This window comes from Formosa bonchosmolovskayae (genome assembly GCF_051016085.1).
Classification (GTDB): domain Bacteria; phylum Bacteroidota; class Bacteroidia; order Flavobacteriales; family Flavobacteriaceae; genus Formosa.
On the sequence record NZ_CP174605.1, the window covers coordinates 1,669,900 to 1,695,077 of the forward strand.

Below are 25,178 nucleotides of genomic sequence, written 5' to 3' on the forward strand. Positions count from 1 at the left end.
TTTTTATTTTCTATAAAGCAGTAGGTTGCTTTTTTTAGTCTATCTCGTTTCCCTCCTAATACAAAATTTTATGTTGTTAATGGCTTTCTGCACGGCTGTATTGAAGCGTTCTTGTTTAATAGGCTTTACAAGAAAATCTACTACACAATTATGTTTTGAAGCATCAATAGCAAAGTTTTCATCTGAACTGGTTAAAATAATTTTAGGAGGGCTTTTTAACGTTCGGATAAAATCAAGTCCCGTTAATTCAGGCATTTTAATGTCTGAAAAAACAAGGTTAACCGTATTTTTATTTAAATATTTAATAGCTTGGATGGCACTTGAAAAACTGCTTTCAAGTGTCAGGTTTGGATTGTTCTTAATTAATTGTTCTAAAATAGCATTGGCTAATTCATCATCATCTATTATGATACAATTCATAGCGTTTTTATTTAGTTTACCACAAATGTTTAGTCACGATAGGTAAGATATACTCAAAATTTAATTCAAATTTAGAGTCGTAGTTCCTTCTAACTTAGACAATGGATAACTTTTAGGCACTAAAATACTCGTTTTATGTGTAAAACACTTCGTTGTTTGCGTGTTTTTTATTCATGAAATTCAATACTTTACTAAACTTTTAAATAATTATCCAAAATAAGAATTGTTTTTTAACACTTTTTTTAATCGAATTGGGGGTGGAATGCACAAAACGTTTTGTTTTTTATTGCTAGTGAAACGGAACAGTTGTAACGGATTTTATCTGTATTTACCATGTTTCTTGTCCTTAGTAAATCTTCAGAACTTACTCTAAAAAATAATGTACTCGTGTTAGTTTAATTTTTGTTTATCATAGGTTTACTAATGTAAGTCTAGTGTAAGTTGGAGTTAAAAATGATAAGAATGAAATGCGAAAAAGACTTTTGAATCAGTCTGATATCAAGATGTCTTTATTCATAGATATACAAGCGCTTAATGTCGGTCTACTCTGCTAATTACGTGTATTGAATGCAACAAGCGTTTAGCTTTAAAAAAAAATATTTTTTAACAGTTTTATGCCTAATATGAAAGTGCCAGCCTTAATAAATAGGCAGGATATCATATAAACGAATCAATATTTCCTTAAATCATATAAGTTCTTTCTATGAGCAATTTCGTATTAAAGGCACACATTGTGTATCTTTATGTAATTACAAATCGTATTTATTTCTACCCTAAATAATAAAAATATGTTCGGACTATTTAAAAAGAAATCAGAAAAGGAAAAGTTGCAAGCGCAGTACGAAAGTCTGTTAAAAGAGGCGCATAAGCTATCGACTACCAATAGAAAAATGAGTGACCAGAAAGCTTATGAAGCCGAAGAGGTAATGAAAAAACTTGAAAAATTAACCTAATCTGCGTTTTGTGAAATATGGCAAAAGATAAAAAACCAGATAATGTTGTTTATAATCCGGAAACTCAAAAATACGACGCTTCACTAAAGGCGTATGCTAGTAATGTTGGGGCTCCGGTAATTAAAGCTATAGATAATATTCCTTGGAAAAACAGAAGTATTAATAAAGTTAACCATAAAGTAAGCGCGAAGTATTTAGAACTGAAAGCCGAATATGAAGCGATGATGCAACAGTTTGAGTATAACAAACTTATTTTTGAAGCTAAATTTAATTTCGAGCCTATACTTGGTGAAACGTACCACCTCTACAAGCGAGACAATGGAGAAACGTTCCTTTCAATTATAGCTCCCGATCAGTGTCGTTTTAATGCTTTGGGAAGTTTTTATTTAAATGCAGATCAGATCTGGGAAAAAATTTAGCTTTAATATGACTACAGATATAAAAGAGTTTACAGAACGAGAATTAGATCGTATTATAGAAATGGCTTGGGAAGACCGTACGCCTTTTGAAGCCATCTTGTTTCAATTTAGTTTAACCGAAAAAGACGTTATTAAGCTCATGCGAGCTAATTTAAAAGAATCTAGTTTTAAACGTTGGCGAAAACGGGTAAATAGTGGGGTAAGTCAGAAACATCTTAAAAAGCGCAATCCAGATATTACGCGTTTTAAATGTTCCCGACAGAAAGCCATCTCAGGAAACAGAATAAGTAAACGATAAACTTTTCGTCTACATATACACATGCAACACCAAATCCGTTTAGCTTAAAAGAATGAATTACAGCAAAAAAGATATCGAAAATCTTGACCGTGTTACAAGATTAAAAATTATAAACTCGGTTACAGGAATAAAACCTGCTAATCTTATTGGAACCATAAATAATAATGGACAAACCAATTTAGCGATTTTTAGTTCTGTAGTTCACTTAGGAAGCGATCCTGCTTTACTAGGTTTTATTACGAGACCCCAAACAGAAGATGTTGGACATACCATTAGGAATATCCAAGAAAACCAGGTGTATACTATAAATCACATTCATCCTGAATTTATAAAAAACGCACATTATACCTCTGGAAAATTTGAATCGGAAATTTCTGAGTTCGATAGATGTCATCTTACCGAAGATTATATTCACAATTTTAAAGCGCCATTCGTAAAAGAAAGTCATTTTAAAATGGGACTTCGATTTAAGGAAACATTAAATATAAGCAATGGTACCACTTTAGTAGTTGGAGAAATAGAACAACTTATTCTTCCTGACCATGCGCTTTTAAATGGCGATATCGACTTAGAAGCCACTAATAGTGTTGGGATTTCGGGCTTAAATAGTTATTATTCGCTTAAGAAAATAGATAGCTATCCTTATGTGAGATTACCTGAAGTTCCAGAATTTTAAGGCATCAATAATCGCATATTAAGTTGTCTAGATCACTTAAACAACACCAAAATAAAACCTCAACTATGTTATTTAATACCAGTCACACAAATAAAGAGTATACAAAAGCAAGTGCAGAAATTTTAGGGGACACGTATTCTTTGCTTGAAAAGATTAAACTCGGCGGTGTGGGATCTGGTAGGTTTGTTATTTCTCAGTTAAGTGCGAAGCTTCAGCCTAAGAATATGGAAGTGGTTTCAGTAAATTATGCGAATATTGAATTGAGACCTAAAGGAATAATTGTTCATTTTACTAATAAACTTGACCGATATTCGTGGATCATTCCGTATTACCGTTTAGTTATTTATAATGCTCAAACATTTAGTATTCATGCTAATGGTCAATTTATAAAGTTTAGTAAAAACAAGAACTACCAAGATAATAGGGCGTTTGTAGATAAGATGATCGACACCAAAAACGACTTTTTAAATCTGGGATATTACGACGGTTAAGTCGGATTTCACTACGTACTCATCACATAATAATTATTAATAAAACTAAAATTTATGACATCAGAAATTATTTTTGATTTTAATAAAACAAGTACAACAGATAATTGGAAGGTTGTAGACGATGCCGTAATGGGTGGGAAATCTTCGGGTTCCTTTATTCTAGATCCAAACGGAAAGGGTGTTTTTGCAGGCCGTGTCTCTTTAGAAAACAATGGTGGGTTTTCTACTGTTAAATATAGTTTCGATAGGGTAAGCACAAAAGGGTTTTCAAAAATCAGTTTTAAAGTTAAGGGCGATGGTAAAACGTATCAGTTCAGAATAAAAAGAAAGTCTGACGATAAATATGCGTATATTAATTATTTCAATAGTAGTGAAGGTTGGGAAATGTTCCAGCTAACTTTATCTGAGATGTATCCCACTTATAAAGGACGACAATTGGATATGCCAAACTACGATCAGGACGGTATTGAAGAAGTCGCCTTCTTAGTAGGAAACAAAAAAGCAGAAGATTTTAAACTAGAAATAGAATCTATTGTTTTAAGCTAATAAAGCGTCTTGATCCTACTTTAAATGTTTAGTGATTTTAGAGCTCATGGGCTTTGTAATGGAATAGTAGTAATCTATTAAATTGCCACTAGCATCGACTAAATATTTCTGAAAATTCCATTTTACACTAGAACTCTTTTTGCCGTTTAAATCTTTAGAGGTTAACCATGTATATAAGGGATGTTGCAGACTTCCTTTGACGTCGATCTTTTCGGTTAGCAAAAAAGTAACGCCAAAGTTTATTGCACAAAATTCTTGAATTTCTGAGGCTTCACCAGGCTCTTGTTGCCCAAACTGATTGCAAGGCGAACCAATAACCACTAATTTTTCTTTGTAAGTATCGCTTAGAGTTTGTAATTCTTTGTACTGCTTTGTAAAGCCACACTCCGAAGCCACATTTACAAATAGTAGCCACTTTCCTTTAAATTCTGAAAGCGAAATCGGATTATTATTTATATCGTTAATTTCAATCTCATAAAGCGATTGAGTTTTGGTCTCAGACGATTTACGTGGGTACAGTTTTGCTTTGTCGACTATATTCATAACTATATTTTAAAAGATACAATACCACAATCCATTTCGAAAATTTGTCCAGAAAATGAAGCCGCTTTATCCGATAATAAAAACGCAGCTGTTGCGGCAACTTCGTCCGGATTTAAAAACTTTTTTAAAGGATGGCGTTCAGTAATACTTGCAATCATCTTTTCATTACGTAATAATTTAGAGGCAAGATCGGTATCTGTAACTGTAGGCGCAATAGCATTAACTCTTATGGTTGGAGCTAATTCTGCACCTAATGATTTTACCAAACCTTCTACACCAGATTTTGAAGTGGCAACACTCGCATGAAATGGCATGCCTAATTTGGAGGCCACAGTGCTAAATAATAATATCGAAGGATTTTCTCCTTTTTTTAGTTGAGGTAAATACTTCTGAACTGCTTTTACCGCGCCTAAAACATTAACTTCAAAATCGGTTCTAAAATCGTCTAAACTAAATCTGGAAATGGGTTTAAGATTTATACTTCCTGGGCAGTAGACTAGGCTATCTACATGTTCTAAATCTGGCAATTCATCAGTTAGAATATCACATGTGTAATGGGTTAAATTAGGGTGTTCCGTTTCGGGTGGTGTCCTGCTAATATTTATTACTTTATGGTTTTCTAGCATAAGGTGCACTATGCTCTTGCCAATACCTTTACTACCACCAATTATCGCTATAGTTTTCATTTGTTTTGTGTGTTAAGTGTAAGTTTTTATGTGCATATTGTTTATGCAATTACACCATTTATAGAGGTTTATACCATGCAAGATGAATGGTTATCTAGTCTGAAATGTATACGTTTATTTAAAATAAACAGATTTAGAATGTTTCATTTATTGGGTTTTAATAGCGCTATCAACTTTAAAGAAAATTGTTGTTTTTTATTATTTAAGACGTGTGTTGTGTCTATAATACTATTACAGTTGTCTTTTTTGTTATTTTAATATCATAAACAGCAATAAAATGAATATGCTTATATAAAATTATGAATAAATTTGAATATACAGTCAATATCATGAAGCCCATTTATAAACTTTGGGAATATTTTATGTTAATTAAAAAATATGATGTCATGTATTTTGAATCTAGTCTCTAAGCTTGATTCGTAGGTCGAAGACATTAAAAAAGCATTTAATAAAATTTTATACAGAAACGAATGGTAACACTTAAAAACAACCTCAACCTTTTAATTCTATTTTCGGTACTAACATTAAGTGTAGTAAGCTGTAAATCTAAAACCGAAAAGACATCTGCCGAAAGCAGTAGCGAAATAAACCAGCCTGTAGCTACGACTGTGAAATTCGCCTATCAGGATATTACTGGTATTGGAGAAGATAGTGCGTATAACCGACGTGATAATAGTGATATTATAAAGGTTGGAGATACATACTATATTTGGTATTCTAAAATGGATCATCCTGAAACTGCAGGATATTGGGCAACCATTTGGTATGCCACATCTAAAGACGAAGGCTACACATGGCAGGAGCAAGGTATGGCTTTGGGTTTGGGAGAAGAAGGCGCATTTGATAGTCATTCGGTATTTACTCCAAATATTCTAGCTTTTAAAGGAAAATATTACCTGTATTATACAGCCGTAAAACCGACACCTGGAAATCCGGATAATAAATTTGAAAATAATAGTACTACAGATGTTACGGCTATAGGTTTAGCGGTTTCAGACAGTCCAGATGGTCCTTTTACACGCATAGAGGATAATCCCCTTATAGAAGTTAGTAGCACACTGGAAGACTTCGATAGTTTTAGAGTAGACGATGCTAGTTTATTGGTTAAGAATAATAAAATCTGGTTATATTATAAAGGGCGTTCAATAATCCATGGCCGAAAAGGACCGGGCTTAACCGAAATGGGTGTTGCAATGGCCGACAATCCAGAGGGGCCATTTATAAAACATAAAGGATCGCTTTTAGATAAGAGTCATGAAGTGTTAATCTGGAAAGAAAACAATGGGATAGCGTCTTTAGCGTCTATTAGTAAAACTATTAATTATACCGAAGATGGGATTAGTTTTACACCTTTGTACGACAGTTTGGTTAAAATTCCTTCAGCTCCAGGTTTGTATAGACCCGATTTAGAAGATGGAAATCAAGCCACAGAAACACCAGGATGGGGGATTTCTTTAAAAGGTAAAAAGGGGTATGCGTATTTTGCGCGCTTCGAAATGAAACAGGAGTAAGTACACTGCAATCAAAGTTTAAAAGCCTCATTATTTTATGAAATAGTGAGGCTTTTAAATGTTATAGTATGAAGTTATTGGTGAGTTATAAATTAAACATCCATGTCTTAGTAAATATTTAAAGTTCTGTTGTCATTTCCACAGCATGAGACTCGAGTGACGAGAAATATGAAAAGACAGTGACTCCGGTTCGAGCTTCATTCGGAAAGACAAACTATGCTAACAAACAATGGAGTTGTGTTATAATACTATAAACTTCAATTTTATTGTTATTTACTTTAAAGAAGCTAGCGTCTTTAACGTGTGTTTTCGTAACTGTAGTAACCCGAGTTTATAATCCATTTTTATAGAGCAAAAAAGAAACCCAAGAAAAAAAAATTCTTGGGTTTCTGATATGTGTTATTGTATTAAATGCTTGGGTAAATCTTGAACTTTTTCGCAGCAAAGTTGTTCCATAACTTGCTGAAATTCCCGTTTCATTAAGGAAATTGTGTGATCGCCTCCGTCTTTGCCTAGTGCACCAACACCGTACATAAAACTACGTCCCATAAAGGTAAATTCGGCTCCATTGGCCATGGCTCTAGCGATATCTGGACCACCACGTAAACCTGAGTCTACCATGATTTTAATATCGTTTTTGTACTTTTTAGCCAAATGGGTCATGGGCACGATTGAAGATTGTCCCGCGTCTAATTGTCTACCACCGTGATTGGATACAATTAAACCATCGACCCCCAAATTAATGGCTTTTTGCGCATCCATTTCGTTCACCACACCTTTAATTACTAATTTCCCTTTCCATTGGTCTCTAATAGAGGCGATGCGATCTTCGTTAAGTCGCCCAGAAAAGGTAACATCCATAAATTCTCCTAACTTTTTTAAATTTAGGCCTTTAGGCATATAAGGTTCTAGCGTCTTAAAAGCAGGTTGCCCATGAATTAAAGTTTGAATAGCCCAATCGGGTTTTTTTAAAACTTCGATAATATTTTTCAGGCTCATAGAAGGCGGCATGGCTAAACCATTTCTTACATCTCTTGGTCGGTATCCAAACGTAGGAACATCTGCTAAGATGACTAAAACATCGGTTCCGGCATGTGCTGCCCGATCTAATAAATCGCGTTTTACTTTCTCTTCGGCAGGATGATATAATTGAAACCAAGATTTTCCTTCTGTCAATTCTGCTACGCGTTCAATACTAGAGGTTGTCACGGTACTTAAAATAAAAGGGACATTATGATTAAATGCGGCTTTGGCTAAAATTTCTGGCGAGTTTGGCCACATTAAACCTTGAAGTCCAACTGGTGCGATACCAAAAGGGGCATCGTAAATGTGTCCAAACAATTCAGTTCTTAAGTCTGATGTATCAAATTTTGATAAGTACTGAGGCATCAACTCAATTTTCTGAAGGTCGGTACGATTTTTATCTAGATTAATATCTTCGTTACATCCACCATCTAAATACTCAAAAGCAAATTTTGGCATTTTTACCTTCGCTCTTTTTCTTAAATCTGTAACCGAAGGATATTTTGGATTTATTTTTATTTCCATGCTAATAATTCTAAACTTTTAATTGATATATGTTTTCCATTAAAACCCATTTTTCTCCTTTTTTAGCAATTGGAAGGGCTTGTTGGTACGTCCACATTAAGGTTTCCCATTGGTCTATTTTTGCTTTTACCTGATCGGATTGTGGGCGCTCGTCTAAAGGTGTATTATTACCTTCTTCTGTTATCATAAATAGGCGATTACCTACATGATAGATTTCCATAACTTCTATGCCAGAATCTAAAATACTTTGTTCAATTTCTGGCCAAACGTTTTTGTGATACTCAATATATTCTTTAATTAATGTCTCGTCATCAACTAAATCTAATGCATAGCAATATCTCATATGTTGTTATTTATAAACTTTTAATGTTCTGTAGCCATAAAAAGCAATCACACAAAAACATATAAAAGGAAGAATAAAAGAAAAGTTTACACCAGAAAAAGGTCCTATGCTTTCCATATCTATTAAAGTACCTTGTAATATTGGCATTAATGCGCCTCCTACGATAGCCATAACTAAACCTGCGGCACCTAATGCTGTGTCGTCTTCTTCTAAACCGTCTAAAGCAATTCCGTAAATGGTAGGGAACATTAAAGACATAAAAGCCGATGTTGCTACTAATAAGTATAACCCTAATATCCCTTCAATTAAAATAACGCCTGAAATTGTAGCCATTGCACACAATGCGAAAATCATTAGTAATTTTTTAGCATTTACATATTTCATTAAGAATGTACTAACAAACCTGCTCAATAAAAATATGGTCATGGCAATAATATTGTAATTCTGCGCCTCTGCCTTAGGTATGCCTAGGTTACCTGCGTATTGAATGATAAAAGTCCAACACATAATTTGAGCGGCAACATAAAATAACTGAGCGAGAACACCTTCTTTGTATTTTCCGTTTTTGAATAATCTCTGAAAAGAAGATTTAGCACTAGTGTATTTCTTATTCTTCTTAGTGTCTGGCATTTTTGTTATTGAAATAATTACTAGCATGGCAATGACTACAAAGCCAAGAATAACATAAGGATCTCTAATAATCGCTAAATCGTGAGTTCTAATGATGGCTTTTTGCGCCTCGTCTAAGGTGTTAAAAATTAATTCGCCTGCTTCGTTTCTTTTATCAGAATCTAAGGCAACAAGTATGAATTTTGAAGCGACAAACATTCCGAAAAGTGACCCTATAGGATTAAAAGCTTGTGCTAAGTTTAGACGTTGGGTGGCGGTGCGTTCGTCTCCCATTGAAAGAATAAATGGGTTAGCTGTTGTTTCTAAAAACGCCAATCCGAAAGTTAAAATATAAAGTGATCCTAAGAAGAAACCAAAGACTTCAAATTCTGCCGCAGGATAAAATAATAAGGCCCCGATGGCATATAATGTTAATCCTAAAATAATCCCTGATTTATAACTGTATTTTCTAACAAATAATGCGGCTGGAATAGCCATTGTAGCGTAACCGCCATAAAAAGCGAGTTGCACTAATGCGGCCTTAGCTGTAGATATTTCCATAACGGTTCCGAATGCCGCTACCATAGGATTGGTAATATCGTTAGCAAAACCCCAAAGCGAGAATAAGGAGGTTATAATTATAAAAGGAATTAATACCTCTTTAGAAACTACAGGGATTTTTTCGGTGGTGTTCATAATGGTTATTTGGTTAGTTTGTTTAAAAAGCAAACACTATTCTGTGTATAGATACTAATTTCTCTACGAATTGAATAGTGTTTGCTAGTTTATATTTCTTAATTATATTATCTGTACTGCGCGTAGATCACTTTAGTTTGAAGATACTCTTCCATACCATGTTTTCCATCTGCTCCACCAATACCAGATTTTTTCCAACCTGCGTGGAATCCTTGAATGGCTTCAAAATGTTCTCTGTTAATATAAGTTTCTCCGTATTGTAGCTCTTCAGCAGCATGCATTACTTTGTTAAAGTTTTCTGAGAAGATAGAAGATGTTAATCCAAATTCACAATCGTTTGCCAAAGCAATAGCTTCGTCTAATGTGCTAAATTTCATGACTGGTAAAACAGGACCAAATACTTCTTCCTGAATAATTTGCATGTTCTGTTTTACATTGGTTAGTAATGTTGGTTGGTAAAAGTAACCTTTATCAAAACCTGGAGTTCTAGTGCCTCCAACAACAACTTCTGCACCTTCTTTTTTAGCGAATTCAACCATTTCCGAAACTTTATCCAATTGTGCCTTAGAGACTAGAGCACTCATATCTGGATTGTTTTTAGAGAAGGCGTCTTCTACTTTTAAAGATTTCATTTTTTTGGCAACCATATCCAAGAATTGGTCGTGAATAGATTCTTCTACATAAAGACGCTCTGCACAATTACATACTTGTCCGCTAAATGTTACTCTAGAGGTTACTACAGCGTTAACAGCCAATTCTAAATTAGCATCTGCACACACAATTGCAGGCGCTTTACCTCCTAATTCTAACGATACTTTTGTAATATTTTTAGAAGCCGCTTCCATTACCATTTGTCCAGCTCCAACACTACCAGTTAAACTAATAATACCTGTAATTGGACTAGAAGAAAGTGCATTACCTACAATACTACCTTTACCACAAACATAGTTTAGTACACCTGCAGGAACGCCTATTTTTGAGATTAATTTAGCGAATTCCATTACGGTGTTAGGTGCTATAGAACTTGGATTAATTACACAAGTGTTACCTGTAATTAAAGACCCTGCAACTTTTCTAGCCATAACAAAGAATGGGAAGTTCCAAGGTAAAATTCCAACGGCTACTCCAATAGGTGCTTTATGTAAAAAGATGTGTTCTTTACTTCTATCACTCTGAATAATTTCTCCTTCAATACGTCTAGCAAAACCTGCATAATAATCAAAATAGTCGGCAGTAACATCAATTTCAACTTGTGCTAATCCCATAACCTTAGCCTGTTCTGCAGCTAGCGTTTCTGCTAAAAACACACGGTTATCACGAATAACATCTGCCATTTTATTTAAATAGTTACCTCTTTCAATTGCAGGGAGAGATTTCCAAGCATGTTGAGAGGCTTGAGCAGCGTCCAATGCTAATTCAGCATCTTTAACACTTCCAATAGGCATTAATGATAAAACTTCTTCGGTGCAAGGATTTAAAATTTCAATGACATCTGTGGACGTCGATTTTACAAATTTTCCATTTATGTACTGTTCAAATGTTTTCATGTTCTATTTTTTTTAATTCAGTTTTAATTAGGTTTCGATTGTTTGTGATTGTATTTAATTTAAAGATAAAGCTAAATACTAATTGTATTGACAAAATATACTGACCAAATTTATATTATATTTATTTTTTATTAATTATCTATAACAATCAATAATATGTATAATTTAAACATTGATGATATTAAGGTTTTTGTACAGCATGTTTAGGTTTAATAGCTATAATTTGAAAATTTATTAAATAATTATTTTAGCTATTATATGGTCTGTGTACTCGAAATAAATATAATAGAAAATGGGCTTAAAACCCTTTGCAACCAACATGATACTAGTAATCTATAAGAAATATATATTTAGTATTTCTAAAATAAATAAGAGTAATTTCTGGTTTTAAGATGATGTTGTTGTATTGTTTCTGGTGATTGATTCTTCAAATTAATCCGCAGTAAGGACCATGATCTTAATAGATTTAGATCGGTTTAAAAATAAGATAATAAACAATCAGGGTGTAATTATTGGTAGGTGAAAGAGGAAATAGCAAATAAACTAAATGTACTTTTCCTCTTTGTAAGAAGCAGGCGAAAGTCCGATAACAGATTTAAAAACTCTTGAAAAATGGAAGCGATCAGAGAACCCTAATACAAAAGAAACTTCTTCAATAGTTTTGTTTGTGTGTTCAAACAGGACGCAAGCTTTTGCAATTTTTCTGTTCTGAATAAAACTATGTAAGGTTATATTCATCTCAATTTTAAATAATCTAGCAAAAGAGTTAGGAGCCATATTTGTAATGGCCGCCAATTCGGGATTACTTAATTTTTTATTGATATTAATTTCAATATAACGAATTACTTTTAGTACACGCTCGTCTATATTAATAGCCTTCCATAATTCTGGTCCTATATTAGTTAAGGCTTCTTTAATAAAGGCTTGTAGCTTTAAGTTAAAGGTTAGTTTGAAATCTGTATTCTCTATTTTTAATCGGCTAGTCAGGTAGTCTAAACGATCTTTTAAATAGTCTGTTAATTCTATTTTTAAAATCCCTGGATAAACATTGTCAAACGGCACCCCTAAATTAAAATGAATAAATAAATGTATTAACGAGGAGTCTACGTAATGGTCTTCGTTAATGGTACTAGTAACGTGTTTCCCGTTAACATGTATGCCGTTGGAATACACATGATTTTTTGTGAATCGGGACGAAAACGAAGTGAAGGGCGGTATAATATAAAGGCAATTGGGATCCATTTCGAATATATTATCGCGATGAATCAGTTCGCCTCCTGTATTTCTATTCCAATACAATCTCCAATACGGGAATACCATATCGTGACAATCCCATAAATCGAGTATCCAATATCGGCAACACAATACTTTTAAATTTAGATCTATAAAGTTTTGCTTGTTAGAAGACGGATCTCCCAGTTGGATATCTTTTACAATTTTCATTAAATCAATTAATGTTTGAATTAGATACAAAAATACAGATTTTAAATATTATTAAAATGATACTATGAAAGTATTTTTGTGTAATAAATTTTTATTTAAACATATATGAAAACTTTAAAACTCCCAATAGAAGTACAAGCCGAATTGAAAAAAGTATCTACGGTAGCTGGTTATTTATGGCAACGTGAATGGGCAGAGCGAAATGCTGGAAACATTTCAATGAACTTAACCTCTTTTTTTAGCAAAGAAGAAGTTCAAGGCATTGGAGAGGAAGTTCCTTTCGATTTTCCTAAGGAATGTGCAGGATTTGTAATTTATATTACAGGAACTGGATGTTACTTAAGAGACTTGGTAGATATGTTAGAAGAAGTGTCTTGCATTCTTTATATCAACGAAGATGCAACAGCATATTCTATTATTTGGGGAGGAAAACGCGATAATTTCGGACCTACATGCGAATTAATTTCTCATGCAAGTATCCACTTATTTAACTCGCAACACCACCCAGAAAATTTAGCGGTAGTACATACGCATCCTTTAGAATTGATTTGTATGAGTCACCACGAATTATTTGATGATGAAGAAGAATTAAACAGACAAATTTGGATGATGTGTCCTGAGGTAAAAGTATTTGTTCCAAAAGGAATTCACTGTACACCTTACGCATTATCTAGTACGGCAGCCTTAGCAAAAGTGACTATCGATGCCTTTAAAACTCGAAATGTGTCTTTATGGGAAAAGCACGGTGCTACCGCAACAGCTCCAGATGTAATGAAAGCTTGGGACTTTTTAGATGTTGCAAATAAAGGCGCAAAATTATTAATGATGTGTTGGGCTTCCGGGTTTAAACCAGCGGGTTTATCTAACGATCAGCTAACCGAATTAGAACAATTTACAGAATAGAAAAGCATTAGAAACAATGAGCAGATTAATAGGTAGGTTACCAAAAGTAGGAATTCGTCCAACTATTGACGGACGTGAATTAGGAGTGAGAGAATCTTTAGAGGTTCAGTGTATGGATATGGCCAAAGCGGCCGCAAAATTAATAGAAGAAACACTACGTTTCCCTAGTGGGGAAAAAGTAGAATGCGTTATCGCAGATACCACTATTGGTGGTGTTGCAGATGCCGCGGCTTGTGCAGATAAATTTAAAAGAGAAGGTGTAGAAGTGTCTTTAACAGTAACACCATGTTGGTGCTATGGTACAGAAGTTATGGATACAGATCCGTTAATACCTAAAGCCGTTTGGGGATTTAATGGTACAGAACGACCAGGTGCTGTGTATTTAGCAGCAGCCTTGGCCGGATATTCTCAAAAAGGATTACCAGCTTTTGGTATTTATGGAAAAGAAGTTCAGGATGGAGGCGATACGTCTATTCCTGATGATGTGTCTGAGAAAATTTTACGTTTCGTAAAAGGGGCTTTAGCAGTGGCCCAAATGAAAGGAAAATCGTATTTATCTATCGGGTATAGCTCTATGGGTATTGCAGGTTCTATGGTCGATGTTAACTTTTTACAAGACTATTTAGGAGTGCGTGCAGAATTCGTAGAATCTGTAGAACTTTTAAGACGTATTGAGCATAACATCTTCGATCAAGACGAGTATAAAAAAGCATTGGCGTGGACAAAAGAAAATTGTATAGAAGGTCCAGATCGTAACAGTAAAGAATCTCAAAAATCGGCTGAGGTTAAAGAGAAAGAATGGGAAAAAGTTGTGAAAATGACTTTAATCTGTAAAGATTTAATGAACGGAAACCCTAAACTTAAGGAAATGGGATTCGGAGAAGAATCTAAAGGTAGAAATGCCATTATGGGAGGATTCCAAGGACAACGTCAGTGGACAGACTACCAACCTAATGCAGATTTTACAGAATCTATTCTAAATTCGTCTTTCGATTGGAACGGTATTCGTCAAGCTTATATTTTTGCTACGGAAAACGATTGTTTAAATGCCATTTCAATGTTGTTTGGTCATTTATTAACCAATACTGCACAACTATTCTCGGATGTACGTACGTACTGGAGTCCAGAATCGGTAGAGCGTGTTACGGGTAAAAAATTAACTGGTTTAGCCGAAAATGGAATTATTCACCTTATTAATTCTGGTTCTACAACTTTAGATGCTACAGCACAGCAATTAGATGCCGATGGTAACCCAACAATGAAACCATTCTGGGATATTACCGAAGACGATGTTCAAAGATGTTTAGATAATACGAAATGGCCTCCAGCTACTGTAGAGTATTTTAGAGGTGGTGGATTTTCATCTAACTTTTTAACTAAAGGTCAGATGCCATTAACCATGTGTAGAATAAACCTTATTAAAGGAATTGGACCTGTATTACAAATTGCAGAAGGATGGAGTGTAGAGCTTCCAGAAGATATTCACAATGTATTAAACGATAGAACAGATCCAACTTGGCCAACAACTTGGTTCGTGCCAAGAACTACGGGTAAAGGTGCGTTTAAGGACGTATACACAGTAATGGCTAAATGGGGAGCAAATCACGGTGCTATTTCTCACGGACATATTGGAGCAGATTTAATTTCTCTAGCAGCGATGTTACGCATTCCTGTAAATATGCATAATGTAGATGAAAATGATGTGTTTAGACCAAGTGCATGGGCAGCCTTCGGAGAGCAATTAGAAGGAGCAGATTATCGCGCTTGTGATAATTATGGTCCGTTATACGGATTTAAAGGATAATATTTTTTTTTCAAGAAGACTCGTCTTTAGTTGTTTTGTAGTGGTTTATTAGTTTGACGAGTCTTTTTTTTTGTTTTTTTTTATTGGTAATGAATTTGTTTTCTCCAGTTGATGTTTATTCAACATGGAGAAAACTTTTCATTGCAAAATTTTAAGTATCAGTATGGAAAAAGTTATAGCAATTGTCGATATCGGAAAGACCAATAAGAAGATCTTTTTATTCGATAAAACATTTAGTATCGTGTATCAGAAATCGGTTAAGTTTGACGAAGTAACAGACGATGACGGATACTGTTGCGACGATTTAGATGCTATTGAAACTTGGGTTAAAAATGGTATTAAAACTATTCAGGACGAAGGTAAGTATCAAATAAAAGCCTTAAACTTTTCTACACATGGTGCATCATTGGTGTATTTAAATAAAGAGGGCGAGCGTATTACCCCGCTGTATAATTATTTAAAGCCATTAGATTTAAACGATTATAGTGATTTTTATAAGTCCCAAGGTGGAACAGCAGAGTTTTCAAGAAAAACAGCTTCGCCAGCCTATGGGATGTTAAATACAGGGATACAAATGTTGTCCCTTAAAAGAAATAAACCAGACATTTGGGAACACGTACATGCTATTTTACATTATCCCCAATACTTAAGTTATCTTTTCACAGGTAAAATTACAGCAGATTTTACGTCTGTTGGAGCGCATACAGCGACTTGGGATTTCGATAAAATGGCTTACCATTCTTGGTTAAAAGATGAAAACATTACGCTTCCAGCACCTTGTAAAGGGAATGAAGCTGTAATAACAAAAATTAACGGAGAGACTATTGCCGTAGGAACAGGTCTTCATGACAGCTCCTCTTCAATTATTCCGATTTTAGAAAACGAAAATAACAACGATTTTGTGCTGTTATCTACAGGAACATGGATTATAACCATGAATCCTTTTAGTAAAGAAACCTTAACGCAACATCAGCTACAAAATAATTGTTTGTGTTTTATGACGCCAGAAAAGCAACAAGTAAAATCTTCAATGCAATTCTTAGGACGTATTCACGAAGTCTATATTAAAACGTTAAGCGATTTCTATAAAGTAGATATAGATTATCACCTAGATTTAGTTTTAAACACCAGACTTTGTAAAGAGCTAATAGAACAAAATGCCCGTGTGTTTTTATCGGAAGGTATCGATACCGATTTCGAGGCACACCCAGAATATCTTCAGAATTTTCTGTCTTACGAAACGGCTTATTATCAATTAATTTACGAAATCAGTAAAAAAGTTATTTCGGCCATCGAATTAATTTCCGATGAAAAAGCAACGTTAAAAGACGTCTACATATCAGGAGGTTTTAATAAGAATAAAATTTTTATTGCCTTCTTAGAAATTTTAAAACCTAGCATAACCATAAAGATTTCAGATTGTAAAAATGAAAGTGCTTTAGGTGCAGCTCTATTGATGAAAGATTATTTAAAATAGAAATATTATGTTACAAAGTAGAAGAATTTATTTGCCACCATTAAGTTTAATTGGACCAGGAGCATTAAAAGATTTAAGTGAAGAATTAAAGGATTTACCTTATAGGAGGGCACTTTTTGTAACAGATAAAATACTGGTTAAAATTGGCGTTGCTCAGAAAGTTATTGATATTTTAGATAGTTCTAATATTGAAATGATACTTTTTGATAACGTTCAACCTAACCCGACAGTAAAAAATGTTAATAACGGATTAGCGTTATTAAAAGAAAATAACTGCGATGTTATTATTACCCTTGGAGGAGGTTCTCCTCAAGATTGTGGAAAAGCTATTGGTATTTTAGCTACAAATGGAGGAGAAATTTCTGATTACGATGGGGTAAATAAATCAACTAAAGCTTCATTACCTATTATTGCAATAAATACGACTGCTGGTACAGCTAGTGAAGTCACAATAAATTATGTTATTACCGATGTGGTAAAACATATTAAAATGGTTATGGTCGATAAAAATTGCTTGGTTTCTATCGCGGTGAACGATCCGGAGTTAATGTTGGGAAAACCAGCATCACTTACAGCGGCAACAGGAATGGATGCCTTAACTCATGCTATAGAATCGTATGTTACTAAAGGCGCTTTTCATTGGTCCGATGCATTGGCTTTAGAGTCTATTGAGTTAATCGCTACTAGTTTAGAAGAGGCTGTGCATAATGGCGATAATTTAGAAGCTAGAAGTAAAATGGCTTGGGGACAGTTTATTGCAGGACAGTCGTTTTCTAATGCGGGTTTAGGTTTTGTACACTCTCTTGCGCATCAATTAGGAGGCATGTACGATATGCCACACGGTGTTGCTAATGCTATCTTGTTACCGCATGTCGAGCGATTTAATATTCCTGCGTGTACCCATAAGCTTAAAAAAGTGGCACGAGCAATGGGCGTAGAAGTGAATGATAAAAACGATTTAGAAGGCGCAAATGCAGCCATTCAGGCTATCGAAAAATTGTCTAAAGCTGTCGGTATTCCGTCTGGTTTAAGAGAATTAGGTGTTAACGAAGAAGATTTCGAACTTATGGCACAACATGCGCTAGACGATGTATGTACAGGAGGTAATCCTAGAGATGTCAATGTAGAAGATGCGATGGCTATTTATAAAGCCGCAATGTAATTTTCTGAAAGGTTAGAGAATTCAATTGAAAATTAAAATCTAATAAAAAAAGCTTTGCAGTATATGCAAGGCTTTTTTTAGTTCTATGCCGGTCTAATATCTACGGCTACATTCATTTTGTTTTTTCCTGTACTATATACTACGCCCTTTAAAGGTGGTACATCGTAATAGTCTCTTCCCCAAGACACCGTTATGTGTTGGTCTTTCGGGATTTGATTGTTGGTGGGGTCAAAGTCTACCCATCCAAAAGTAGGAATGTAAACAGAGAACCAGGCATGAGATGCATCTGTTCCTACTAATTTTTCTTTTCCTGGTGGCGGTAAGGTTTCAATATAACCACTTACATAACGTGCAGGTAAACCTATAGATCGTACGCAGGCAATAGCAATCTGTGCAAAATCTTGACATACTCCTCTTTTCTCTTTCATCACTTCGTGAATTGGAGTGGCGATGGTGCTAAATCCAGAATCGAATTTAAATTCTTTAAAAATACGCTCCATTAATTCGTACGAGGCTTCAAAGACAGAGCGGTCTTGTTTAAAAGACACTTCGGCATAGGCCTTAATTTCTGAAGAAATTCGTGTTATAAAAATTGAATCTAATTTAAATTGATTGATATCTACCAGATCAAGTTTATTTATTTTTAAAAGTCTTAAGGCATCCTCTAAAGTAATAGATCGTCCCATTTCAGAGGTTTCAATATCAGGCTGAGAAGCGTACTGCCTGAGTATCCTGCTTTTAGCGGTTACCGTTAACTTTTTATGATATTCTTGAATGGAAAAACGAGTCACTACATTACCAAAAAAATCTAATCGCTCTGTTAATTCGGTCGGTTTTGGACTTATTTCGAGTTCGTAATCCAGTAACGTTTGCCCAGGCATGGTTTTGGGCTTTAAAGTGGCTATATTATGACAAAAGGTAACACCGCTATCGTAATCGTAACTTGTGGTATGAGAGACTTTAAATTCCATAACTAGAAAGGGAAGTTTTGATTAACCAATTGTTTTTGCTGATACGAATGATTGAAATACGCATCGGATAAGGCTAAAGACATTTCGTGCAGTAAATCGCTTAACTCGGTTAAACTATCGTCTAAATTCTGTCGGATAATAGTGTCATCCGTATTTAATTCTAAAAGTGATTTAATATCTAGATTTTGAATTTTATGATGTGCCTCTGCTATAAATTTCTGACATTTTGTGACCTCGCCAAGACTTTCGGAATGTGGTAATTTGTCTATATCTTTTTGAATGCGCCTAAGCTGATAGGTTAACGATTTTGGGTATTCTTCATTTAAAAGAATAAGATTAATTACATTTTCTGTGCTTAAATGCGAACGGTAACTGTATCTATAAATGTTTAAACTCTCATGACTATTTAAAAGGGCCTCTAAAATTTCGTATTGCGGTTGTTTATCGTGACTTATCACTAAAAGGGAACGGCATTTAGCAATATTCATCATGGCTTGTTCGCTTTGCAAACCAATAAAGTAAAGCAGTAAGCCTTGTTCTACCATTATGCTCTCTTCGATAAGAGCCATAAAGGCAATAAGCCTAGTAATAATTTTGTCTAAGATTTTTATTAGTGATTGTATCGAAGTGTGTTCGGCGGAATCTTCTACGAAGGCTTTCCAGTTTTTCTGAATGCCATCAAAAACACGCCACATGTCTTTAGACCATAGGTTTCTAAGCGTGAAATACGAATTGTTAAAACTATTAAGTGTTTGTGCAAAGCTACCAGATCTATGACTATCAATTAACACCGATAGAATTTCTTTTAAGGGATCTTCTAATGCTTTTTTACCTTTTTCGCCTATAAATCCAGGGAAGGTAGAGGTAATATGTGTCACCGATTGAAATAAACATTGTAGGCTCTTAGATTGCGTTTCTTGTTCGTTGTACTGCTCATTGCTCATTTTAATAAGTACAGTACGCAAATAACGCGCAGTCACTAAGGCACGGCCTAAATAGCGCCCAGACCAATATAAATTTTCGGCAGTGTTGCTAGGTAAATCGTTAATGCCAGAAAATGAAATTTCGAAGGAGCTGTCCCAAGTGTAATTCTGAACATTGGTTTGGGGCTCGTCGGTAATAACCCAAAAATCTTTACTTACGCCACCGCGTTGATTAGACACAAAAAGGTCTTCGCGCTCAGATGCGACACGCACTAAACCTCCGGGCATTACAGAATAACCATCGTCTTTTGCAATAGAAAATGTTCTACACATCACTTTGCGTGGTTCCAGCTTGTCTCCCGTAAAATCTGGCGCCGTCGAAAATAAAATCTTCTCTTGAGCAACAAACACAAACGGATTGTCAAGTATTTCTGCTTTCAATTTCTCTAACTGGGCTGGTTTTAAGAATTCACAGAAAAAGATGTTTTCCCGGTTAGATCTATCTATGCGTTTAAGTACTAGATTTTTCAAATTTTCTAGAACGTAATCGCGTTCTTTCTTTTGTCCGCACCACCAAGAACCTATTTGTGGCAGAATTAAATCTTCTTTAAAAAAGTATTTGCAAATCGCATTCATAAACGGGATCAGTCCCGAGTTTTCTAAAATACCACTTCCAATAGGGTTTATAATGGTGACTTGCTGTTCTCTTACCACATCTAGCAAACCGGCCACACCTAAATAAGAATCTTCGCGAAGCTCTAAGGGATCCATAAACACATCGTCTACACGTCTTAAAATAACATCGACTTGTTTGAGCTCTTTTAAAGATTTCATCCAGACCTTCCCATTTCTAACAACTAAATCGTTTCCTGCTACTAATGGATAACCTAAAAATGAAGACATATAAGCATGTTCAAAATAAGTCTCGTTTAAGGGGCCTGGTGTAAGGATAACGATGGTTGGATTCTCCTTATTTTGTGGCGCAGATTCAATTAACATTTTGTTGAAATCTGCAAAGAAAGGCGATGGTGGCTTCACGTGAATATCTTTGAAGATATCTGGTAAAATCCGGCTGGTGGCATAGCGATTTTCTAACGCATACCCCATGCCTGAAGGCGCTTGTGTTCTGTCGTTAACAATCCACATGCGACCATCTGGACCACGTGCTAAATCGGCCGAATGTATTAATAAATTCTTAGCCGTTTTATATTGAATTTGATCGCATTGTCTTAAAAAACCACGATGCGCATAAATAACTTCTTGAGGGACTATGCCATTTTTAATAAGTTCGCGTTTGCCATAAATATCTTTTAACGTCAGGTTTAATAATTCCGAACGTTGTTGCATTCCTTTTTCTATGGTATCCCATTCTTTTTGATGGATAAGAAAAGGGACGATATTTAATTGCCACGCACGGTGCATCCCTTTAGGATCGTTGTAAACATTATAGGTTACACCGTTTTCGTCCATTAGCCAATCCATTTCATCTTGTTTAGAGATTAGTGTATTGGTTCCCATTTGGGTAAGATTACCTAGTAATTTTTTCCAGTTGGGATTAACAGACATATTTGATTTAAGAACTTCGTCGTAATATTTAAAATCAGAAAAATAGTTCTCAAATAAAGTGTTTTTATCAATCGGCATTAATCGTTTATTTTTTTCTTAAATCTAGGGTGTAAGGGAATTCAGAATTAACGGGTTGTTCCTGATATTTATACTTCCTAGAACTGCCGTGAATTTCGACATTTCTACTCGAATTATTATCATCCTGTTCAATTTTTTCTACTTCAAATATTTCTCCTTGAGTGTGTCCAATATCCCAGAAACGGTTAATACGCCTAGATTCAGCTTCATAGCTGTTTATCGGGTACGTTTCGTATGATCGTCCGCCTGGATGCGCCACAAAATAGGTACAACCTCCAATGGCACGTCTGTTCCATGTGTCTATAATATCGAAAACCAAAGGCGTATCTACATCTATGGTTGGATGTAAAGAGGAGTGCGGATTCCAAGCTTTATAGCGTATGCTAGCCACAAATTCACCTTTTACACCGGTATTGTTTAAGTTGATTTTAACTCCGTTACAAGTTAAAACATAACGCTCTTCGGTAAAGTGATTCACCTTTACCTGAATTCGTTCCACAGAAGAATCTACATATCTTGCAGTTCCGCCTCCAGTCATTTCTTCTCCTAGAACGTTCCAAGGTTCTATAGCGGCGCGTAATTCTAAGTTAATATTATTGATTTCGACCATACCATGAAGCGGGAATCTAAATTCGAAGAATGGGTTAAACCAATCTTCCTTAAATTTATATCCGGCTTTGTTAAGCTGATTAACAATATCTTTAATGTCTTCTCTTACGTAATGTTCGGTTAAGAATTTATCGTGTAATTCTGTTCCCCAGCGTACTAAATCGTGCTCGTAAGGTTTTTTCCAGAACCAAGCAACAAGTGTTCTAACTAATAAGTTTTGCATTAAACTCATCTGCGGATGTGGTGGCATATCGAAAGCACGAAGCTCCAATATTCCTAAACGTCCAGACGATGAATCTGGGGAGTATAATTTATCGATACAGAATTCTGCACGGTGGGTGTTTCCTGTTAAATCGGTTAATAAGTGACGGAATAATCTATCGGTTAACCAAAACGGAACTTTTCCATTTTTCGGAATCTGACTGAATGCGATCTCCAGTTCGTAAAGATTTTCCATACGCGCTTCGTCAATTCGTGGCGCCTGACTGGTCGCTCCGATAAACGCTCCAGAGAATAAGTATGATAGACCAGGATGATGTTGCCAAAACGTTAGCAAACTTCTTAGTAAACTTGGTTTACGCAGTAGCGGACTGTCTTTAGGCGTAACGCCTCCTAAGGTTACATGGTTTCCACCTCCGGTTCCGGTGTGTTTCCCATCTAACATAAATTTTTCGGTACCTAAACGCGACTCTTTAGCAAGTCTGTAAAGGGTTAATGTATTATGCGTAAGTTCTTCCCAATTTTTAGCAGGTTGTACATTCACTTCTATTACACCAGGATCTGGCGTAATTTTCATGGATTCTAATCGGTTGTCTTTTGGTGGGTCGTAACCTTCTAAAACCACTGGGATTTTAAGTTCTTTTGCTGTAGCTTCAATAGAAGATACCAAGTCTAAAAATATTTCGGCAGTATCTAAAGGCGGGAAAAATAAGTGCATTTTACCGTCTCTAACTTCGGCACATAAACCGGTACGGATAAAATAATTATTGGTGTCTTCAGAAATACCATCTTCTTTAACTTTTCTAGAACGTCTTAAAACAATGTTCTTGTAGCTAGGAAGTTTTTTCTTTTTTGTAAAATTATCGGGTTGTTGCTGTGGGAATTCTCCAAATTCTGGATCTCTAAGCAATGAGTCTAAAGGTAATCGTAATCCGATAGGAGAGTTTCCTGGAATTAAGAATAAGTGTTTACGTCTAAAACTCCAAGCGTTAGTGTACCATGTCTCTGAGGTATTGTTTAAAGGCAATACATGGCCTATAGCTTTAGACTTTCCATCTTTAAGAATTTGCTTTAATTTATCTTTTACTAATAAAGCGCCATCGTCTACCGTTGGGTCTACATCTATAGGTAATTTGCCTTCTTCCCACATAAAATAAAACGCATCTTCGTAAGCAGGAATAATGTGTTTATCTGTTATATCTAATTTCTGGGTTAAGGTCTTTAAAAATAATTCTGAGGCATTTTCAGGTAAAGCGGGATTATCGGAAAACAGAGATAATAGCTTCTTATTATGCCAAATCTTTTTTCCGTCTTTTCTCCAACACAGTTCTATTTGCCAACGTGGTAATGGTTCTCCTGGATACCATTTTCCTTGCGCCTGGTGTAATACACTACCGTTATCGTACTCGTCGTATAATTTTGCGGCTAAATTTTTAGCAAGTTCGCGTTTGTGGGGACCATCGGCAGCTGTATTCCATTCTTCCGATTCCATATCGTCTATAGAAACAAAAGTAGGCTCGCCTCCCATGGTTAATCTTACATCGCCTTTCTCTAGTTCTTTTTCAACCTTAAATCCGAGTTTGTAAATGGCTTTCCATTGCTCGTCCGTATAGGGTTTTGTAACTCGAGGGGATTCAAAAATACGTTTAACAGAGTTTTCGAATTCGAATTCAGTCTCACAAATATCGGTCATTCCCGATACAGGAGCAGCACTTTCAAAAGAAGGCGTACAGGCTAGCGGAATATGGCCTTCTCCAGCTAACAATCCTGAAGTGGCATCGAAACCAATCCAACCCGCACCAGGAAGGTAAACCTCGGCCCAAGCGTGTAAATCTGTGAAATCTTCTTCAGGACCAGAAGGGCCGTCTAGTGATTTTTCGTCAGATTTTAATTGAACAATGTATCCCGAAACAAATCGTGCCCCAAAACCTAAATGGCGTAAGGTTTGGACAAATAACCACGCGTAATCACGGCAAGAGCCTGTTCTGTGATCTAGAGTTTCTTCGCAAGATTGTACACCCGGATCCATCCGGATGTTATATTTTAAATATTGGTATATTTTCTGATTGATATCTATTAGAAAATAGATTGTTTTTCTTGGAGTGGTATCAATCGTTTTAAGGAAATCTAATAATAATGGCCCTTTTTCAGTGACCTCTAAATAGGGAAGAAGTTCCTTTCTAATGGTATCTGTATATGTAAACGGATATTCTTCGGCACTTTCTTCGACAAAGAAATCAAACGGATTTATAGTTTTTAAATCGGCTATAATTTCGACCTCAACTGTAAGTTCTCTTGTTTTTTCTGGAAAGATTAAACGTGCCATATAATTTCCAAAAGGATCCTGTTGCCAGTTAAAAAACTGTTCCTCGGGTGTGATTTTAATGGAATAGGCTTCTATAGGTGTTCGACTATGAGGAGCTGGACGTAATCTAAAAATATGAGGGGATAACGAAACTAATCGGTCATATTTGTACTTTGTTTTGTGAGAAATTACAATTTTTAATGCCATATATAAATCTATTAAAGACATTACAATTTAGGTGATTTTTATTCAAAAAATAAATGAACACTAAGAAAAAAGTTAAAGATTGCGTAAAGCGCGTTTTTTTTGTGCTTAAAATGAGGTTAATACAATTTTTGTTCGAGATTTTGTGAAAAACGATGTTTCCAGGGTCATCACGAACTAAAATGAAGTGAGAAGCAATAGGGAATCTAACTGTTGGTTTTAAGGCAT

Annotated in this window: 22 protein-coding genes; 11 read left to right on the forward strand and 11 right to left on the reverse strand. The window is 35.2% G+C overall.

What is annotated here, in order from left to right:
* Positions 1-39: 39 nt before the first annotated feature.
* Entirely contained in the window at positions 40-420 is a 381-nt protein-coding gene (locus tag ACKC83_RS07045; RefSeq protein WP_414036394.1) for a LytR/AlgR family response regulator transcription factor, read from the reverse strand.
* A gap of 788 nt (positions 421-1,208) precedes the next feature.
* Here ACKC83_RS07045 and ACKC83_RS07050 point away from each other — a divergent pair.
* The 6 genes from ACKC83_RS07050 to ACKC83_RS07075 all read left to right on the forward strand — a co-directional run bounded on the left by ACKC83_RS07050 (position 1,209) and on the right by ACKC83_RS07075 (position 3,803).
* A complete protein-coding gene (locus ACKC83_RS07050; RefSeq protein ID WP_414036393.1) occupies positions 1,209-1,373 on the forward strand; it encodes a Lacal_2735 family protein in 165 nt (54 codons plus the stop codon).
* A gap of 17 nt (positions 1,374-1,390) precedes the next feature.
* On the forward strand, positions 1,391-1,792 hold the full coding sequence (locus tag ACKC83_RS07055; RefSeq protein WP_434037523.1) for a DUF2452 domain-containing protein: 402 nt from the start codon (positions 1,391-1,393) through the stop codon (positions 1,790-1,792).
* Positions 1,793-1,799: 7 nt separating this feature from the next.
* Positions 1,800-2,090, forward strand: a complete 291-nt coding sequence (locus tag ACKC83_RS07060) for a TIGR03643 family protein (RefSeq protein ID WP_414036391.1) — start codon at positions 1,800-1,802, stop codon at positions 2,088-2,090.
* Between the two features lie 52 nt (positions 2,091-2,142).
* Entirely contained in the window at positions 2,143-2,766 is a 624-nt protein-coding gene (locus ACKC83_RS07065) for a flavin reductase family protein (RefSeq protein WP_434037524.1), read from the forward strand.
* A gap of 65 nt (positions 2,767-2,831) precedes the next feature.
* On the forward strand, positions 2,832-3,257 hold the full coding sequence (locus ACKC83_RS07070) for a hypothetical protein (protein ID WP_434037525.1): 426 nt from the start codon (positions 2,832-2,834) through the stop codon (positions 3,255-3,257).
* A gap of 54 nt (positions 3,258-3,311) precedes the next feature.
* Complete coding sequence (locus tag ACKC83_RS07075; protein ID WP_434037526.1) at positions 3,312-3,803, forward strand: CIA30 family protein; 492 nt, start codon at positions 3,312-3,314, stop codon at positions 3,801-3,803.
* 15 nt (positions 3,804-3,818) lie between these two features.
* On the opposite strand, the gene ACKC83_RS07080 is transcribed toward ACKC83_RS07075, so the two are convergent.
* Positions 3,819-4,346, reverse strand: a complete 528-nt coding sequence (locus ACKC83_RS07080; protein ID WP_434037527.1) for a glutathione peroxidase — start codon at positions 4,344-4,346, stop codon at positions 3,819-3,821.
* A 2-nt stretch (positions 4,347-4,348) separates the two neighbouring features.
* On the reverse strand, positions 4,349-5,032 hold the full coding sequence (locus ACKC83_RS07085; RefSeq protein WP_434037528.1) for an SDR family NAD(P)-dependent oxidoreductase: 684 nt from the start codon (positions 5,030-5,032) through the stop codon (positions 4,349-4,351).
* Positions 5,033-5,502: 470 nt separating this feature from the next.
* Here ACKC83_RS07085 and ACKC83_RS07090 point away from each other — a divergent pair, with 470 nt between their 5' ends.
* Positions 5,503-6,543, forward strand: coding sequence for a family 43 glycosylhydrolase (locus tag ACKC83_RS07090; protein WP_434037529.1), 1,041 nt, complete (start codon positions 5,503-5,505; stop codon positions 6,541-6,543).
* A 399-nt stretch (positions 6,544-6,942) separates the two neighbouring features.
* Here ACKC83_RS07090 and ACKC83_RS07095 read toward each other — a convergent pair whose 3' ends face one another.
* From ACKC83_RS07095 to ACKC83_RS07115, 5 genes are all read right to left on the reverse strand, one after another.
* Positions 6,943-8,091, reverse strand: coding sequence for an alpha-hydroxy acid oxidase (locus ACKC83_RS07095; protein ID WP_434037530.1), 1,149 nt, complete (start codon positions 8,089-8,091; stop codon positions 6,943-6,945).
* A gap of 10 nt (positions 8,092-8,101) precedes the next feature.
* Positions 8,102-8,434, reverse strand: coding sequence for an L-rhamnose mutarotase (locus ACKC83_RS07100; RefSeq protein ID WP_434037531.1), 333 nt, complete (start codon positions 8,432-8,434; stop codon positions 8,102-8,104).
* A gap of 6 nt (positions 8,435-8,440) precedes the next feature.
* On the reverse strand, positions 8,441-9,739 hold the full coding sequence (gene fucP, locus ACKC83_RS07105; protein ID WP_434037532.1) for an L-fucose:H+ symporter permease: 1,299 nt from the start codon (positions 9,737-9,739) through the stop codon (positions 8,441-8,443).
* Positions 9,740-9,846: 107 nt separating this feature from the next.
* Positions 9,847-11,286, reverse strand: coding sequence for an aldehyde dehydrogenase (gene aldA / locus ACKC83_RS07110; RefSeq protein WP_414036381.1), 1,440 nt, complete (start codon positions 11,284-11,286; stop codon positions 9,847-9,849).
* A 543-nt stretch (positions 11,287-11,829) separates the two neighbouring features.
* Positions 11,830-12,729 (reverse strand): helix-turn-helix domain-containing protein, encoded by a 900-nt coding sequence (locus ACKC83_RS07115; protein ID WP_414036380.1) that lies wholly within the window; start codon positions 12,727-12,729, stop codon positions 11,830-11,832.
* Between the two features lie 105 nt (positions 12,730-12,834).
* On the opposite strand from ACKC83_RS07115, the gene rhaD reads away from it, so the two are divergent.
* The 4 genes from rhaD (at position 12,835) to ACKC83_RS07135 (ending at position 18,075) form a co-directional block, all read left to right on the forward strand.
* On the forward strand, positions 12,835-13,632 hold the full coding sequence (rhaD, locus tag ACKC83_RS07120; protein WP_434037533.1) for a rhamnulose-1-phosphate aldolase: 798 nt from the start codon (positions 12,835-12,837) through the stop codon (positions 13,630-13,632).
* 16 nt (positions 13,633-13,648) lie between these two features.
* Positions 13,649-15,436 carry an L-fucose isomerase gene (locus ACKC83_RS07125; RefSeq protein ID WP_434037534.1) on the forward strand — a complete coding sequence of 596 codons (1,788 nt, stop codon included), beginning with the start codon at positions 13,649-13,651 and terminating at the stop codon, positions 15,434-15,436.
* Positions 15,437-15,599: 163 nt separating this feature from the next.
* Entirely contained in the window at positions 15,600-16,913 is a 1,314-nt protein-coding gene (locus tag ACKC83_RS07130) for an FGGY family carbohydrate kinase (protein WP_434037535.1), read from the forward strand.
* A 7-nt stretch (positions 16,914-16,920) separates the two neighbouring features.
* Positions 16,921-18,075 (forward strand): iron-containing alcohol dehydrogenase, encoded by a 1,155-nt coding sequence (locus tag ACKC83_RS07135; RefSeq protein ID WP_434037536.1) that lies wholly within the window; start codon positions 16,921-16,923, stop codon positions 18,073-18,075.
* A gap of 83 nt (positions 18,076-18,158) precedes the next feature.
* Here the strand turns inward: ACKC83_RS07135 and ACKC83_RS07140 are convergent, their stop codons facing one another.
* From ACKC83_RS07140 to ACKC83_RS07150, 3 genes are read right to left on the reverse strand one after another with little or no spacing between them, the layout of a single operon-like run.
* Positions 18,159-19,046, reverse strand: coding sequence for a transglutaminase family protein (locus tag ACKC83_RS07140; RefSeq protein WP_434037537.1), 888 nt, complete (start codon positions 19,044-19,046; stop codon positions 18,159-18,161).
* 2 nt (positions 19,047-19,048) lie between these two features.
* The gene (locus ACKC83_RS07145; RefSeq protein WP_414036375.1) at positions 19,049-21,613 is read right to left on the reverse strand and encodes a circularly permuted type 2 ATP-grasp protein; all 2,565 of its coding nucleotides are present in this window, start codon (positions 21,611-21,613) and stop codon (positions 19,049-19,051) included.
* A gap of 7 nt (positions 21,614-21,620) precedes the next feature.
* Positions 21,621-24,953 (reverse strand): DUF2126 domain-containing protein, encoded by a 3,333-nt coding sequence (locus ACKC83_RS07150; protein ID WP_434037538.1) that lies wholly within the window; start codon positions 24,951-24,953, stop codon positions 21,621-21,623.
* Positions 24,954-25,178: the final 225 nt, after the last annotated feature.